General features: G+C 45.6%; 16 protein-coding genes. 15 read left to right on the top strand and 1 reads right to left on the bottom strand.

What is annotated here, in order from left to right:
* The first annotated feature begins 26 nt into the window (after positions 1 to 26).
* From J2T19_RS25720 to J2T19_RS25670, 11 genes are all read left to right on the top strand, one after another.
* The gene (locus tag J2T19_RS25720) at positions 27 to 1,226 is read left to right on the top strand and encodes a resuscitation-promoting factor (protein ID WP_307220984.1); all 1,200 of its coding nucleotides are present in this window, start codon (positions 27 to 29) and stop codon (positions 1,224 to 1,226) included.
* Between the two features lie 157 nt (positions 1,227 to 1,383).
* On the top strand, positions 1,384 to 1,929 hold the full coding sequence (gene rnmV, locus J2T19_RS25715; protein WP_128099756.1) for a ribonuclease M5: 546 nt from the start codon (positions 1,384 to 1,386) through the stop codon (positions 1,927 to 1,929).
* A gap of 5 nt (positions 1,930 to 1,934) precedes the next feature.
* Positions 1,935 to 2,837 carry a 16S rRNA (adenine(1518)-N(6)/adenine(1519)-N(6))-dimethyltransferase RsmA gene (gene rsmA / locus J2T19_RS25710; protein WP_307220979.1) on the top strand — a complete coding sequence of 301 codons (903 nt, stop codon included), beginning with the start codon at positions 1,935 to 1,937 and terminating at the stop codon, positions 2,835 to 2,837.
* A 147-nt stretch (positions 2,838 to 2,984) separates the two neighbouring features.
* Positions 2,985 to 3,881 (top strand): sporulation peptidase YabG, encoded by an 897-nt coding sequence (gene yabG / locus J2T19_RS25705; RefSeq protein ID WP_307220976.1) that lies wholly within the window; start codon positions 2,985 to 2,987, stop codon positions 3,879 to 3,881.
* A gap of 153 nt (positions 3,882 to 4,034) precedes the next feature.
* The gene (gene veg / locus J2T19_RS25700; RefSeq protein WP_056697400.1) at positions 4,035 to 4,310 is read left to right on the top strand and encodes a biofilm formation stimulator Veg; all 276 of its coding nucleotides are present in this window, start codon (positions 4,035 to 4,037) and stop codon (positions 4,308 to 4,310) included.
* Positions 4,311 to 4,546: 236 nt separating this feature from the next.
* On the top strand, positions 4,547 to 4,723 hold the full coding sequence (locus J2T19_RS25695) for a small, acid-soluble spore protein, alpha/beta type (RefSeq protein WP_056697402.1): 177 nt from the start codon (positions 4,547 to 4,549) through the stop codon (positions 4,721 to 4,723).
* Between the two features lie 151 nt (positions 4,724 to 4,874).
* A complete protein-coding gene (gene ispE, locus J2T19_RS25690) occupies positions 4,875 to 5,729 on the top strand; it encodes a 4-(cytidine 5'-diphospho)-2-C-methyl-D-erythritol kinase (protein ID WP_307220973.1) in 855 nt (284 codons plus the stop codon).
* Positions 5,730 to 5,868: 139 nt separating this feature from the next.
* Positions 5,869 to 6,696 (top strand): pur operon repressor, encoded by an 828-nt coding sequence (gene purR / locus J2T19_RS25685; RefSeq protein WP_307220971.1) that lies wholly within the window; start codon positions 5,869 to 5,871, stop codon positions 6,694 to 6,696.
* Between the two features lie 188 nt (positions 6,697 to 6,884).
* A complete protein-coding gene (spoVG, locus tag J2T19_RS25680) occupies positions 6,885 to 7,169 on the top strand; it encodes a septation regulator SpoVG (protein WP_017691372.1) in 285 nt (94 codons plus the stop codon).
* Between the two features lie 390 nt (positions 7,170 to 7,559).
* Positions 7,560 to 8,951, top strand: coding sequence for a bifunctional UDP-N-acetylglucosamine diphosphorylase/glucosamine-1-phosphate N-acetyltransferase GlmU (gene glmU, locus J2T19_RS25675; protein ID WP_370874959.1), 1,392 nt, complete (start codon positions 7,560 to 7,562; stop codon positions 8,949 to 8,951).
* Between the two features lie 100 nt (positions 8,952 to 9,051).
* On the top strand, positions 9,052 to 10,005 hold the full coding sequence (locus tag J2T19_RS25670; protein ID WP_017691370.1) for a ribose-phosphate diphosphokinase: 954 nt from the start codon (positions 9,052 to 9,054) through the stop codon (positions 10,003 to 10,005).
* Between the two features lie 136 nt (positions 10,006 to 10,141).
* Here J2T19_RS25670 and J2T19_RS25665 read toward each other — a convergent pair whose 3' ends face one another.
* Positions 10,142 to 10,387 carry a hypothetical protein gene (locus J2T19_RS25665; protein ID WP_235540616.1) on the bottom strand — a complete coding sequence of 82 codons (246 nt, stop codon included), beginning with the start codon at positions 10,385 to 10,387 and terminating at the stop codon, positions 10,142 to 10,144.
* Between the two features lie 137 nt (positions 10,388 to 10,524).
* Here J2T19_RS25665 and pth point away from each other — a divergent pair, with 137 nt between their 5' ends.
* The 4 genes from pth to J2T19_RS25645 all read left to right on the top strand — a co-directional run bounded on the left by pth (position 10,525) and on the right by J2T19_RS25645 (position 16,358).
* Positions 10,525 to 11,085 carry an aminoacyl-tRNA hydrolase gene (gene pth, locus J2T19_RS25660; RefSeq protein WP_056697409.1) on the top strand — a complete coding sequence of 187 codons (561 nt, stop codon included), beginning with the start codon at positions 10,525 to 10,527 and terminating at the stop codon, positions 11,083 to 11,085.
* Positions 11,086 to 11,183: 98 nt separating this feature from the next.
* A complete protein-coding gene (gene fin / locus J2T19_RS25655; RefSeq protein WP_056697411.1) occupies positions 11,184 to 11,414 on the top strand; it encodes an anti-sigma-F factor Fin in 231 nt (76 codons plus the stop codon).
* 278 nt (positions 11,415 to 11,692) lie between these two features.
* Positions 11,693 to 15,220 (top strand): transcription-repair coupling factor, encoded by a 3,528-nt coding sequence (gene mfd, locus J2T19_RS25650; protein WP_307220966.1) that lies wholly within the window; start codon positions 11,693 to 11,695, stop codon positions 15,218 to 15,220.
* Entirely contained in the window at positions 15,204 to 16,358 is a 1,155-nt protein-coding gene (locus J2T19_RS25645) for a peptidylprolyl isomerase (protein ID WP_307220965.1), read from the top strand. Before mfd ends, J2T19_RS25645 begins: the two co-directional genes overlap by 17 nt.
* Positions 16,359 to 16,634 lie beyond the last annotated feature (276 nt).

The raw sequence follows: 16,634 nt of genomic DNA, 5'->3' as shown, positions 1-16,634 counted from the left end.
GCGAGGCTATGAAGGAGGACGGAGAAGTGGGCACATTCCAAACAGAAGAGACCCATGAGTCACGATCATCCAGTAAGTCTTTCGCGTTACGGTGGAAGCATGAGAACATGCGTCAAATGGCATTGATCGCGATATTCTCAATTGCGCTTACAATCATGATCTTGTTAGTCGTATATGGTCAGGCCGGGAAACAAATTTCACTGGTTATCGATGGCAAAGCTCAGGCAGTAGAGACTCGTACAGGAATGCTTCAAGAATTGCTAGAGGAGCAATCAATCACAGTCAGCCCTCACGATCAGGTATCCATGCCCTTGAATGGGGCGATTGCAGATGGAGATCGCATCGTTATTGAGCGGGCCATTCCAGTAAATATTACGGCAGACGGAGACACCAAGACTCTGTATACAACCGATGCATCGGTAGAAGAGGTAATTCAAAAGTCAGGTATTGAAATTACAAGCGATGATAAAGTTTACCCTGCACTCGGAACTTCAATCAAAGAGGACATGAAAATCCGTGTAGTGCGTGTAACAAAGCGTACAGTTGATGTGGAGCAGCCCATCGCATTCAAAGTTATCAAAACGGCTGACCCGAGCTTGTACAAAGGTGACAACCGTGTCATCGTAAGTGGTAAAGAAGGTACTCTTGTACAACACATTGAGAAAGTGTTCCAAGATGGAGAATTAGTCTCCAAAAAGATGGTAGGTAAGTCGGTTGCGACGAATCGTGTAGATAAAGTCATCGCTGTCGGAACCAAAGCTAAACCTGCACCTGTCGTGAAGGAGCCTGAGATCCAAACGGTATCGGCTAGCACTTCAAAGACAAAAACAGCAACAAAAACGGCTTCATCGAACTCGGATAAAACCTCTGCCTCGGGCAGCAAAGTCATTACCGTTTCAGGTACTTCTTTTAAATATTCTAAAGTTCTCAAAAATGTGTCTATGACAGCTTACTCTTCAGAAGAGCCTGGCATTGGCACCAAAACAGCCTCCGGTACTCGGGTAACAGAAGGTCGCACCATTGCGGTGGATCCGAAGGTTATTCCAATCGGCTGGTGGGTATACATTGAAGGTCTCGGCTTCCGTCGTGCCGAAGATACGGGCGGAGCTATTAAAGGCAATAAGATTGACGTATATTATGACAGTGTGAAGCATGCCATTAACTTCGGACGTAAAAAAGGCAAGACGGTCTATGTGATCGGTCCGGTGAAGCCGGAAGCGAACTAAAATCGTTTTACTTTGAAATGGGAATGCTATAAAATATAAGGCATGAATGATTCATGCGGAATATGCGGCGGGAGGGTCTGAAATCAGTCTCGCCCGCCGTTTGCCAGAGAAGAGGGATATTCCTCTTCTTTTTGCGTTAGAAAGGAAGAATTGGAACATGATAAAAGAAGTGATCGTGGTTGAAGGACGTGACGATACGGTGGCGATTCGACGTGCCGTTCAGGCGGATACCATTGAAACAGGCGGATCAGCCATTAATCAGCGTATTCTGAAGCGTATTGCACTTGCTCAGGAGCGGAGAGGGGTTATTGTTCTGACCGATCCAGATCATGCTGGTGAGCGGATACGGAAAATCATCGCCAATAAGGTACCGGGTTGTAAGCACGCCTTCATTCCTGAGGCTGACGCAACGCGCAAAGGAGATATCGGGGTCGAGAACGCTTCGCCAGAAGCCATTCGCCATGCCCTAGCACGTGTGCATACGTCCTATGAGGGGGCACCGAGTCTGATTGATTGGGAGGACCTCATCGCTGCTGGACTCATTGTGCATCCACAGGCTGCCGCACGTCGTATGGAGATGGGGAACATACTCGGCATCGGTTATTGTAACGGTAAGCAGTTTCACAAGCGGTTAAGTGTGTTTCAGATCACCCGAGAAGAATTCTCTGCCGCATTATCGCAAATCGAATGTGAAGGATTGTGAAGTAAATGAAGGGTATGGAAGAGACGTTGGAAATCGCAACACCCAAACGAACGAAAGAGATTATTCAGAAGCATGGATTTTCATTTAAGAAGAGTCTAGGACAGAACTTCCTAATTGATCAGAATATATTGAACAAGATTGTTAACGCTGCAGATTTGGACGAGTCCAAAGGTGCACTTGAGATTGGACCGGGAATTGGGGCACTAACGGAGCGGCTTGCTAGGGTTGCAGGGCCTGTAACGGCAGTAGAGATTGATCAGCGGCTCTTACCGATCTTAGGTGAAGTGATGGAGCCTTACCCCAATGTACGAGTTCATCATGGCGATGTACTGAAGCTGGATCTGGAGGAGTTATTCCGAACGGATTTTGGTCAAGTGAACAAAGTCAGCGTTGTTGCGAACTTGCCTTATTATGTGACAACACCAATCATGATGAAACTACTGGAAGAAAAACTGCCCGTGGACAGCATCGTGGTTATGATTCAGAAGGAAGTAGCAGAGCGTATGGCTTCCGCACCTGGTTCCAAGGAGTACGGTAGCTTAAGTATTGCCGTACAATACTACAGCGTACCTGAACTCGTCTGTATTGTTCCACCTACCGTATTCATTCCTCAGCCTAATGTGGAATCGGCGGTTATTAAACTTAAGGTTCGGGAACAACCCCCAGTACAGGTGCCAGATGAGGCACATTTCTTCGAGGTGGTACAGGCTTCTTTTGCACAGCGTAGAAAGACTATTTCCAACAATCTGAAATCTCGCTTTTTCACAAAGGATAACCGGGAGCAGGCTGACCAATTATTGGAGCAAGCAGGTATCCAGCCATCTAGACGTGGTGAGACTCTCAGCTTGGAGGAGTATGCAACGTTAAGTACGGTGATGTGGGAAGCTGGAGTACGTGCAGCGCTATAGGCATTTCGGTATAAACAATGCATTTTATAGAATTGCCTTCTTGTGAACTGTCATTTGTAAAATATTGGGTCTGCAAGGTAATGTACTAAAATCGGATGAACCAATCCGGGTGCTAGCCCATACGATGGGTTAGAGGTGATTATGTTGATGAATATCGGAGACTTGGTCGTTCGGAAGTCATACGGAGGAGATGTGACTTTTCGGGTGGAAGGCCTTCAGGTGGACAGTGCTGTTATTAAAGGTACCGAGTTCCGGCTGCTTGCTGATTCCCCGGTGGATGATTTGATACAGGTTCCATATGAACCGCAGAGTGCTAAGACCCGGCAGGCGCATGTTAAGGCTCACCAGACCCTCTCACGTCTACAGCAGAATCGGATGGAACAGGCGCAGCGAAATAGAGAAGGGTTGGATCAGGAATGGACCCAGCAGCAAGAACCTGCCTATTTCGAAATGCCTGGCAAAGTGCTTCACCTGGACGGAGATCCAAACTATTTGAAAAAAAGTATGAATCTTTACGAACAGCTTCGCGTTCCAGCGGAGGGGCAGTACGTACATGAATCTGCTATGGCCGATACGTTGTATCACCTTTTACCCAAGGTTAGGCCAGACATTGTGGTCATTACAGGGCATGATGGCGTGCTGAAGACTCGTCAGCCTTACGATCTGTACAGTCTGGGGAGCTACAAGAACTCACAGAACTTTGTGGCAGCAATCCAGGTTGCTCGGCAGTATGAACGTCACTTGGATGCGCTCACCATCGTTGCAGGAGCGTGTCAGTCTCATTTTGAGGCTCTGCTGCGGGCAGGGGCGAACTTCGCCAGTTCACCAGGCAGAATTCTGATTCATGCGCTTGATCCGGTATATGTGGCAGCCAAAGCCTCCTTTACTTCAGTCAGAGATACGGTGAATATGAATGACATTCTGCATAATACCATTAGCGGAAGCCAAGGTGTGGGTGGTGTAGAAACGCGTGGCAGTTACCGTGTCGGATTACCTGGATTGAACGATTTATCTACGTTAAAAGTAAACCCATCTGCAGTTTGAGTTTGTGCGAAGAAAGTCCCAGTTCGGGGCTTTTTTTATTCGTAAAAAAATTCATTGACAGAAACTTTTCGATGCTGATATAATAATTAGTTTTGATTTGACATAGACTGTAAATTAAGGTATAATGGACAAGAAAAGAGGTGGTCGTCGACAATGGCTAAAAATACGCTGTTGGATATCAAACGCAATCTCGACGCTCATATAGGTCAGAAAATTATGTTGCGGGCTAATGGTGGCCGCCGTAAGACTATCGAGCGTACGGGTGTATTGGAAGAAACGTACCCTTCTGTTTTTATTGTTAAGCTTGATGAGGAACAAGAAACCTTCAAGCGAGTATCTTATAGTTATGCAGATATACTTACGGAGTCGGTGGAAGTCATGGTATTTGATCCAGGCAGCCAGACGCATAGTTCATATATGGAGCCGTAAGCATCGTTTTACAGGCGATTCGCCCCACAGGGCGGATCGCTTTTTTATTTTCATAAATGAGGAATCCCACCTCCCCATCAAATTAGGAATGAGGTTTAGGTAGTTACGACATACTACGTATACAGGTTCAAGTGATCTTAAGGATCGCTTCTTCACCATCTTGAGCCTGTTCGTACGTCATTTCTGCCATTAACGATCTGGACTAATTGATGAGCTAATCTAAGGGGGATGGTTGCATGAGCCGCAGAAGAAGAAGTGTGATGTCCGAGGAGCTTAAATACGAGCTGGCCAAAGACCTCGGTTTCTACGATACTGTTCAGCAAGAAGGCTGGGGCGGTATCAAAGCCAAAGATGCGGGCAACATGGTAAAGCGAGCGATCCAACTCGCCGAGCAGGCAGCGCGCAAATCCTAATTTGGAATTTCATCTGGTTTGGAGAGCGAGGCAATCCATCAGGATCACCTCGCTTTTTCCCCATAGATGCGGAATAGAAATGACTTGACAGCCCTATTTTGATATAATATGTTAAGTTGTCTTAGGGAAAAGGTGAGGACGGGTGAACGTCTTGAAAATTTACGAAAAAGCGCCTGCTAAAATTAATTTAATGCTGGACGTTTTACATAAAAGAAATGATGGATTCCATGAAGTTGAAATGATCATGACCATGGTCGATTTGGCTGATCGGTTAGAATTCTCCGAGCTTCCTCGGGATACGATCTTCATCTCTAGTCAGGCTGGATATATTCCGCTGGATGAGAAGAACTTGGCTTTTCAGGCGGCTAGACTGATCAAGGAACGTTATGATGTTCGATCAGGGGTGCATATTCATCTGGATAAGAAGATTCCAGTGGCTGCCGGCCTTGCAGGCGGCAGTAGTGATGCAGCAGCAACGTTGCGTGGCTTGAATCGTCTCTGGCGTCTTAATATTCCGGATCAGGAGCTTCAAGAGCTCGGAGCTGAACTTGGATCAGATGTACCATTTTGCATTACTGGAGGGACGGCTCTAGCAACAGGTCGAGGAGAGAAGCTCACGCCAATCCCGAATCCACCGCAATGTTGGGTCATACTGGCCAAGCCGCCTATTAATGTATCTACAGCAGATGTGTATGGTCGTTTCCGCAGTGACAAGATTGTTCGCCATCCGAGCGCTGCCAAAATGGAAGAGGCTATTCGCAATCAGTCGTTTGCTGAGGTATGTGGACAGATGGGGAATGTGCTTGAGGATGTAACCCTGAAGTTATATCCAGAGGTACTGCATCTGAAGGAAGCCATGATCAAATTGGGGGCAGATGGCGTGTTAATGTCCGGAAGTGGTCCAACTGTGTTTGGCTTGGTGTCGAAGGAGTCAAAGGTCGCACGGATTTATAATGGGCTTCGTGGCTTCTGTAAAGAAGTATATGCTGTGCGAATGCTGACATAGCATTCGCTTTTAGTGGTTGTTCGAAGCATTCGCTTTTTGAACACATACTTTTATGATGTACAAACACGTATAAAGGTGATATATTTTTATATAATTATTCGGATTTGGATGTTTTCCGTGATCGTGAGGATGGATCTCTGTGAAGAAATTAAAACGAAGCGCAAGGCTGGTTGAAATGACGCAGTACTTATTGTCTAGACCGCATACGGTGATTCCGCTCACCACATTTGCCGAACGTTATGGAGCTGCGAAGTCGTCAATCAGTGAAGATTTGGCGATTATCAAGGAAGTGTTCGAAGAAGGTGGGTCAGGAGAACTGCAAACGTTGGCTGGAGCAGCCGGGGGAGTTAAGTGGATTCCTAAGGTGTCCAGAGAACTGGCTCTTACTTTTGCTGAGCGACTCAGTACCCAATTGGAGCAGCCGGATCGGATCTTGCCTGGTGGATACCTCTACATGTCGGATTTGCTTGGTCAACCTGCATTAATGAATGAAGCAGGCAAAATCTTTGCCACTGCATTTAGTAATATGGGCATTGATGTAGTTATGACGGTAGAGACCAAAGGCATACCACTCGCATATGCGACGGGTGCCCAGCTCAACCTGCCTGTTGTGCTCGTGCGCAGGGACCATCAGGCTACGGAAGGATCAGCCGTAAGTATCAATTATGTATCGGGTTCGCATAAAAGCTTGCATACGATGTCCCTATCGCGCCGGGCAATGCGTGAACATTCGCGAGTACTCATCGTGGATGATTTCATGAAAGCTGGGGGCACGGTTCAGGGAATGATCGATCTACTGGCCGAATTTAATGCGACTGTAGCTGGTGTAGGGGTCTTGGTTGAATCTGGTTCTATCGATTCAGAAGAACGCCTGTTGACCGATTATGTATCTTTGGCGAAGTTGACTGCAGTAGATGCGAAAAGCAGACACATTTCCGTCAAGCCTGGCAACTATTTCGATCTGTAGAAAGATGGCGAATAGCGTGTCGGGAAAGCTTCTTTTCCATCGACCTGGCACTAACGTTGTCGAATTGTGTATTAAATAAAAAAATTCCTGAAATTAGGACATTTTTATGGTTATAAAAAGAAGGAGTTCGTATAGGCTGTGTGGAATTATACACCAAGTTCTGATGGAAAAAGGTGGTGAACACACACATGCAAATTACGGATGTCAGACTCCGCCGCGTTAACTCGGAGGGGAGAATGAAGGCTATCGCATCCATTACCATCGATAACGAATTCGTCGTTCATGACATTCGTGTCATTGATGGTAACAACGGAATGTTTGTTGCTATGCCGAGCAAGCGGACTCCTGACGGAGAGTTCCGTGATATCGCCCACCCGATCTCTTCCGGTACTCGTGAGAAGATTCAGGCGGCTGTATTGACTGAATATGATCGCGCTGCTACTGAGGAAGAAGTCATTGAAGAAGGTGCCTGAGAACATTATTGGGGTTCGAAGGAAAAGAGAGCCATGTCTTATGGCTCTCTTTTCTTTTTGACCGGAATAAGATATATTCAGTATTGAGTTTATTCGCAGAGTAATGTTTCATAACGATTGGTTATGAATGTTGAAAAACAAAAAAGCGCAGCGTGCGCTTGGTGACAGGGCGGCATCTTAGGAATCATGGGATTCGGTTAAGCTCGCAGGTACACGGCGTATACATATAAGGTCACGATTGTTGGTGTCCGCGTTGTTACGCGTGAATACAGGACAGCAAGCGATGAACAAGACCGGCGCAGAGCCGGCTGAACGATACTCATCAATTAGGGATATGCACCCCGAGAAGGATGGGATTTTCAGAACAGGAGGTCGTGAATTTTGAAACGAATGGCTATTGTTCTTGCCGCAGGGCAAGGAAAACGGATGAAATCCAAATTGTACAAAGTACTGCATCCCGTATGTGGTAAACCGATGGTGGGTCATGTGCTTGATGCGGCTCTACGCGCAGGTGTAGAACGCAGTGTAGTCGTGGTGGGTCACGGTGCCGAAGCGGTGCAGTCATTTTTGGGTTCAAAAGCAGAATATGCTCTTCAGGCAGAACAGCTGGGAACAGGTCATGCAGTTCAACAGGTGAAGTCTCTGCTTGGTAATGAAGCCGGATCAACGATTGTAGTCTGCGGAGACACTCCGCTTGTAACGAGTGAAACGTTGGAAGGTTTAATGAAGCTTCATGAGAGTCGCGGTGCAGCAGCTACCGTACTTACAGCTGAATTGGACAATCCCAAAGGATACGGACGCGTTATTCGGGGAGAAGATGGTTCTGTACAACGAATTGTGGAGCAGAAGGATTGTAACGAGCAAGAAGATGCTGTGAAGGAGATTAACACAGGTACTTACTGCTTCGACAATGCAAAACTGTTCGCAGCGTTGGAGAAAGTCACGAATCAGAATGCCCAAGGAGAGTACTATCTTACTGATGTTGTTGGCATATTCCGCAACGATGGAGAAGTGGTTGAAGCCTACATGTCAGATGATATTGCAGAATCCATTGGGGTAAATGATAGACTTGCTCTTTCACAAGCAGAAGCATTCATGCGTGAACGTCTTGCCGTTAAACATATGTTGAACGGTGTTACGATCATCGATCCGTCATCGACATATATCGGAGCGGATGTTACGATTGGATCAGACACAGTACTGTACCCAGGAACGATTCTTAAGGGCACAACTTCCATTGGTGAAGCTTGCCATATTGGTCCGCATGCAGATATCGAAGATAGTATCATTCAGGATGGAGTTACGATTAAACATTCTGTGTTGTCGAGTGCTGAGGTTGGTGCCGAGGCTACTGTAGGTCCATTTGCTAATTTGCGTCCAGGAACTAAATTAGGTCGCAACGTAAAAATTGGTGACTTTGTTGAAGTGAAAAATGCTACAATTGATGAAGGCTCCAAAGTGTCTCACCTTAGTTATATTGGGGATGCTCAAGTAGGGAAAAACGTAAATGTTGGTTGTGGTGCAATAACGGTCAATTATGATGGTTATAATAAAGCTGTGACAACCATTGAAGATGATGCCTTTGTAGGCAGCAACGTCAATTTGATTGCACCTATTACGGTAGGAAAAGGCGCTTATGTCGTTGCAGGTTCCACCGTTACCCATTCCGTTCCCGAGAATGATCTCGCCATCGCTCGTCCACGCCAGGAGAACAAACCTGGTTATGCGGAGAAGATCCGCGGACGTGCCAAAGCCAAGAAACAAAACGCCAAACCCGAATAAGGGGTTTTGATAACAACATTGCCTCTCGTTCTTCGGGAGGTGCCGACATGTCGCAGACGCTTATAGATTCCAATGAACCAGCACGGAGGGTTTTTATTTTATGACTTATTTTGATTCGAAATTAAAAATATTTACTTGCAATTCTAACCCAAAGCTTGCCCATCAAATTGCTGATTATATCGGAATTCCTATGGGTGAATCTCACACAACTAGCTTCAGCGATGGTGAGATCCAAGTGAAGCTCTCCGAGAGCGTACGGGGCTGTCACGTTTATATCGTGCAGTCAACTTGTTTGCCAGTTAACGACAACTTGATGGAAATGCTCGTCATGATTGATGCACTTAAACGTGCTTCTGCCAAGACAATTAACGTTGTAATTCCTTACTATGGCTACGCTAGACAAGATCGCAAAGCACGTTCCCGTGATCCAATTACAGCGAAGCTGGTAGCTAATCTGATTGAAAAAGCAGGCGCAACGCGTGTAATCGCGATGGATCTTCACGCCATGCAAATTCAAGGGTTTTTCGATATTCCAGTTGACCATCTGCTTGGTGTACCGATTCTGGCGCAATATTTCCGGTCAAAACAGATCGAAAATCCAGTTGTCGTATCACCTGACCATGGTGGCGTAGTACGTGCACGGAAACTCGCTGACTTCCTGAACGCACCACTGGCGATTATCGACAAACGTCGTCCTGAGCCTAATGTCAGTGAAGTCATGAACATCATTGGTAACATTGAAGGTAAGACGGCAATCCTGATCGATGATATCATCGATACAGCAGGAACGATTGTATTAGGGGCAAATGCTTTGATGGAAGGCGGCGTGAAGGAAGTATACGCATGCTGTACTCACCCAGTATTGTCCGGCCCTGCTATGGAACGTTTGGAGAATGCACCATTGAAGGAAGTTATCGTAACGGATACAATTCCGATTACGCATGCTAACCCGACAAGCAAACTCAAAGTGTTGTCTGTAGCGCCTTTGCTCGGAGAAGCAATTATCCGGGTTCATGAGGAATTATCAATCAGCAAGCTGTTTGAAATTGAATAAGGATGTCTGCATAAAGTAGTAGAGGGGTTACGTTTTCCGGATCAATGGAAAATGTAACCCCTGTCGGCGTGCCGTATGATAAAAGTGAAAACCGCCCGGTTATCTTCTATAATTTGTTTGAACTAAACTTATATATCTAATAGCCGGGGCGGGAAATGAAACGGAATCGGCGCCGATGGAAAAGCGTGTCGGCAATTTCGACAAATTGATTATCGAAGCGTGTAATTAATCCAATCTCAATATGGGTGTCGCGGTCGTATACCTGTACAGGTACGTGATATTCAAGATGATAGATAAAATCGCTATGTTGAGTCAGTTGTCCAGTGTCTTCGCGCAAAACCCGCTCACCTTCCTGGGTTAATAAAATATATGATGTAAACACGGATATAAGATCAACTAAAGATGATGCAGCAGTTGAAATTATAGATCGTAAAACGAAACTTCACTTTCTAGATATTATATGAAATATAACAAATGAAGTCTATGCTACAGCTCAAGTGATGCCAAGGAGGAAACGAGATGAAGTGGATTGTTGGCCTCGGAAATCCGGGCTCTAACTACGCCAAAACCCGTCATAATATTGGCTTTATGGCGCTCGATCGACTGGCAGATCGTCATAATATCTCCATTACCCAAAGTAAATGCAAAGCGTTGATTGGAGAGGGCAACATTGGCGGTGTCAAAACGGTATTGATTAAACCCATGACATTCATGAATCTGTCCGGTGAGTCGGTACGAGCCTATATGGATTTTTATAAAGTAAGTCTGGAAGATCTAATCGTTGTGTATGATGACATGGACACGGAAATTGGTAAAGTGAGATTGCGTTATCAAGGTAGTGCAGGTGGACATAACGGAATTAAGTCTATTATTCAGCACACAGGTACACAGCAGTTTAACCGGGTACGCATGGGAATATCCCGTCCAGAACCTGGACATGCCATTGTAGATTACGTTCTTTCGACATTTATGAAGAAGGAAAAGGAAGCACTCGAACAGACGATTGAACAGACCTGTGATGCACTTGAACACAGCCTGAATCATACGTTTGAGCAAACGATGGCTAAATTCAACGGGTAGTTGATTCTAGCATTATTGGCAAAAATGATCATAAACTGGGTTCGATTCAGTCTAAATGGGCATACTGGACGTATAAACTAGGTTCAGGAGGCATAAACATGTCAGTGAATTATGTATGCAGGCATTGCCGTACCTTTATAGGACAAATCGATTCTACCGGTATAACGGAAGCGCAATTGGGCTTTCATTTCTTGACCCCCGACGAGCGTAGGGATATAATAGCGTATAATTCGGGTGGAGATATCACCGTTCGGATTACATGTGACTATTGCAAAGAAGCACTGGAACTTAATCCTGAGCTGAGTCTGCTCGCTAGTCCTCTTCAATAGAGTGACGTGGTAGTGACAATACGTAATGACAGATGATGGAGGTAGCGGAATACCGCTCCACCTTTATAGCCTTGGCAGCCTGCTGAGGCTTCTTTTCAGTTGAACTGGAATCGTATTTTGGCTGATCAACGTCAAAGCACATCAAGCCGATGTGGCAAAACAGCGAATAATCCTTTATGATGAAACAGGGTAAAAAGGGATTTGTATCCAATTTTAAGAATGTTGTATTGCGCTTTGTGCGCTAGATAACCAAGTAAGTTATAAGAGAGGTGCCCCTTTTGTTACAAGCACTTATACAAGCTTTTTCCAAAGATCCTGACTTCGGATCCATAACCGCCGGTATTACATCCGGGATGAAAGAGCAGTTGGTATCCGGTCTATCCGGATCAGCACGTCAAATCATGCTGGCTGCCTTACATCAAGAGATGAACCGGCCTTTGCTCGTCGTTACGCACAATATGTTTTCTGCACAAAAAATTGCAGAAGATTTACAGGAAGCGCTTTCACCGGATCAGGTGTTGCTCTATCCTGCCAATGAACTTGTCGCCGCTGAAGCTGCTGTTTCCAGTCCGGAAACATTAGGTCAGCGTATTGATGTGTTGGTTCGCTGCGCCCAAGGTTTCCGGGGCGTTGTTGTTATTCCTTTTTCCGGGGTACAGCGGTATCTTCCCCTTCCAGAAGTCATGGCAAAAGCCCAAATCACAGTTAAACAAGGAAGCACGCTTGAGCTAGACGCCTTCCTGCTGGAAATGGTGAAGCTAGGTTACGAGCGCGTAGAACGCGTAGAATCCCGCGGTGAGATGAGTGTACGTGGTGGGATCATTGACTTCTATCCGGTTACTTCGCCGATTGCTTATCGGGTGGAGTTGTTTGACGATGAAATCGATTCAATTCGAACCTTTGATCCTACGGATCAGCGTTCTATTGAGCGGATAGAAGAAGTTGTTGTACTGCCGTGCAAAGAATTGATCGCAGATCGTGAACGCATGGAGAAGGCTGCAGATGCGGCTGTTATTTTGCTGGAACAACAGCTTGAGAAGATGACAGATCGGCAGGCGAAACTGCGTCTTCGTGAAGAGATTCATCGCGAAATTGAGATGCTTCGTCAGCATGTATACTTCTCAGAGATGTATAAATATATCTCACCACTTTATCCGGAGCACAAGACTATTTACGATTACATGCCTGAGGACACGCTACTTGTACTCGATGAGCCTGCAAGACTTGCCGAGACATCTAAACAGTTGGATCGGGATGAATCTGAATGGAATCTGCATTTGATGCAAAATGGTAAGACATTGCCTGACCTGCATTTGTCGGCTGATGGAGATGAGCTTCTGTATGAACGTCCATTCCAGACGATATTTATGTCTATCTTCTTACGTCAGGTTCCACACACGCAACCACAGAACATTCTGAACTTTATCAGCCGGGGTATGCAGGATTTCCACGGACAAATGAATGTACTTAAGGCAGAGATGGAGCGCTGGCAGAAGGCTGGAGTTCATGTATTGATGCTGGCAAGTGGTGAGGAGAGGCTCGACCGTATGCGTCGGGTATTGCTGGATTATGACATACCCGAACCTGAGATGCTCATTGGTAATTTGCAAACGGGTTTCGAGATGCCATCCATTCAACTGGCCGTTGTTACGGAAGGGGAGATGTTCTCCCAGAAGCAGCGGAAAGTACGCAAACCAATTCGAAACGTGGACAATGCGGAGCGAATTAAATCATATAGTGAGCTGAAAGTGGGCGATTATGTCGTTCACCAAAATCACGGTATCGGTAAATACATGGGGATCGGTACCCTAGAGGTAGCTGGTATCCATAAGGACTATATGCATATTTTGTATGCGGGTGGAGACAAACTGTCTGTACCGATCGAGCAGATTGATCTGATTCAGAAATATGTGGGCTCAGAAGAGAAGGAGCCTAAGATTTATAAGCTCGGTGGCAACGAGTGGACACGGGTAAAAAACAAAGTTCGTTCATCGGTACAGGATATTGCCGACGATCTAATCAAACTCTATGCGGAGCGGCAAACGTCCAAGGGATACGGCTTCGAGAAGGACTCTGCAGAACAACAGGAGTTCGAGGACATGTTCCCGTATGATGAGACTCGTGACCAGATGCGTGCAATTGAGGAAATCAAGAAAGACATGGAACAAAATCGTCCGATGGATCGTTTATTGTGTGGGGATGTCGGATACGGCAAAACGGAGGTTGCGATCCGTGCAGCCTTCAAAGCAGCGATTGAAGGGAAACAGGTTGCTGTGCTCGTGCCTACCACGATTTTGGCACAACAGCACTATGAGACATTCCGCGAACGTTTCTCAGGTTACCCATTCAACATCAACGTGCTTAGCCGATTCCGTTCTCGCAAAGAACAAAATGAAACGGCCAAGGGCATCAAGCAAGGTACGGTTGATATTGTTATCGGCACACATCGCTTATTGTCACAGGATCTTGTGTTCAAGGATCTGGGATTGCTCATCGTGGATGAGGAGCAGCGCTTTGGTGTAACACATAAGGAAAAGCTGAAAAAACTCAAAACAAACGTGGATGTATTGACCCTTACGGCAACGCCAATTCCACGTACATTACACATGTCTATGCTTGGAGTCCGTGATCTGTCTGTCATTGAGACACCGCCAGAGAACCGGTTCCCTGTGCAGACCTATGTGGTTGAACACAGTCAAGCACTGGTTCGAGAAGCAATAGAGCGTGAACTGGCTCGTGGTGGTCAGGTCTATTACCTGTACAATCGTGTTCAAGGTATCCAGGAAATGGCTGCCGAAATTTCTGAGTTGGTTCCAGAAGCTAAGGTTGGCGTGGGACATGGTCAGATGTCCGAGACGGAGCTGGAGAAGACGATTCTAGACTTCTTGGATGGCGAGTACGATGTGCTGGTCAGCACCAGTATCATCGAGACAGGTGTCGATATTCCAAACGTAAATACGTTAATTGTTCATGACGCAGACAAAATGGGACTCTCCCAGTTGTACCAGTTGCGTGGACGCGTGGGTCGTTCCAACCGGATTGCTTATGCGTACTTTACGTACCAACGGGATAAGGTACTGACTGAAGTGGCAGAGAAACGTATGCAATCCATCAAAGAATTCACTGAGCTTGGCTCTGGGTTCAAGATTGCAATGCGCGACTTATCCATTCGAGGTGCAGGTAACCTGCTTGGAGCAGAGCAGCATGGCTTCATTGCTTCCGTGGGATTCGATCTGTATTCTCAGATGCTGGCTGAGGAAATTAACAAACGGAAAGTGACGATGCTGGGTGAAGAGCCTGTACCTTCTGACCAATGGAATACAACGCTTGATCTTAGTATTGATGCATATCTGCCGTCTGATTATATCTATGACAGCATTCAGAAAATTGAAATCTACAAAAAGGTGGCCGTTATCTCTTCCTTTGATGATGCAATGGAGCTGGAAGATGAGTTAGTCGATCGTTTCGGTGATCTTCCAGAAGCAGTTATTAACCTAATGGCTGTGGCGAGGCTCAAAGTTTACGGCAAAATCTATGGAATTGAGTCTATTACACAGCGTGGGGATGACCTTACGGTGAAGTTCTATGAAGGTCGTGAGCACGCATTCGAGCTCTCCAATATTGCACACATTGGAAATCAGTTCGAAAGACGTGTACAATTTGAACAAGGACCCCATATGCTTATTCATGTCAAAGGCAAAGGGCTTGGGGACAAGCAACTCATGGAACTAGTGGAGAAATTCCTAGAATCCATGAAAAGTGCTTTTAAATCAAAGGGGGAACTAAAAGATGTTACAAAAGTATAAAACAGTGAAGAAAGTACTGTCCGTGAGTATGGTTGCAGTGCTGTCTTTATCACTGCTAGCAGCATGTGGTAAGAAGGAAGAAGCAACAACTCCAGAATCAACAGACACAAGCGCAGTTGTAGCAACATATGATGGCGGTACAATCACAGCCAATGAATTCGACATGGAACAGCGTGTGATGAAATTCCTGTATCCAGAATATGCACAAATGATGGACATGGATGACTTCAAAGACTACTTGGTTCGCCAAGAAATTGCATACAAATATCTGAGTGAAAATGCGAGCGACGAAGCTAAAACGGAAGGTTCCAAAGTAGCTACTGAGCAATTCGACAAAATGAAGGCTCAAGTTCCAGAAGAACAATGGCCGGAAATGCTGAAGGCGCAGAACCTCACGGATGATAACATTAAGGATTATATGACTCGGATCATGACCGTGATTAAGGATAAAGAGACTGGCGTAACAGAAGACGACATGAAGGCTGAGTTTGATAAAAATAAAGAGCAGTATACGACGGCTTCCGTTCGTCATGTACTGATCAACTTCACGGATCCAAAAACACAAAAAGAGCGCAAAAAAGAAGATGCACTTAAAATTGCTGAAGAAGTTAAAGCAAAACTGGATGGAGGAGCAGATTTCGCAGAAGTTGCGAAGGAGTATTCTGAAGATCCAGGATCTGCAGACAAAGGCGGTTTGTATGAGAACGCAGCTGTTGCTCAGTGGGTAGAAGCATTCAAACAAGCAGCAATCACGTTGCCTTTGAATAAAATTAGTGATCCTGTGGAAACAGAGTATGGCTACCATGTCATGAAAGTAGAAGCACGTACAGATGCTTATGACAAAATGACAGCCGAGCAAAAAGACAGCATTAAGAGTTCCATTGCCGCTGCCAAAATTGATACGTTCATGACAGGTGGCGAACTGGATAAACTCGTAAAAGAAGTGAACCTGCCCAAAACAGATAAAGCTGAAGAAGGCAACACAGAAGGTACGGAAGGAACAGGAACAGATACACAAACGGGAACCGAAGGTGAGTCCAAAACGGATGACACCAAAGGTACAGATACCAAAACAGATGCAGGTACAACAGATCAAGACGCAACAACAAGTGAAGGTACAGATTCAAGCAGCAAATAAGGGATTAACCGTTGTATAGCTGCAATTCTGGACAAGCATGATAAGGAGTAAGGGGGACTTTTAGCCTCCCTTACTCCTTTTTATATTCAATCTCAGAGTGAATAGGTAGATGGTCATTTTCTTGTGCAAGAACACAACTATATTCTACAAACCATGTATAAGGAAATGGGAACAGATGAATACTATGGTCAAGATATCACACTAAACGTTCTGGGACTTTCCTCTACCCATTAAGGAACAGTAGTTGAAAAATCTTCTCGAGAAAGTGGGGCAACA

Source organism: Paenibacillus tundrae (assembly GCF_030812775.1).
GTDB classification, from domain to species: domain Bacteria; phylum Bacillota; class Bacilli; order Paenibacillales; family Paenibacillaceae; genus Paenibacillus; species Paenibacillus tundrae_A.
Note: the sequence above shows the minus strand (reverse complement) of the source record. Positions and strands in the feature narration are given on the sequence as shown.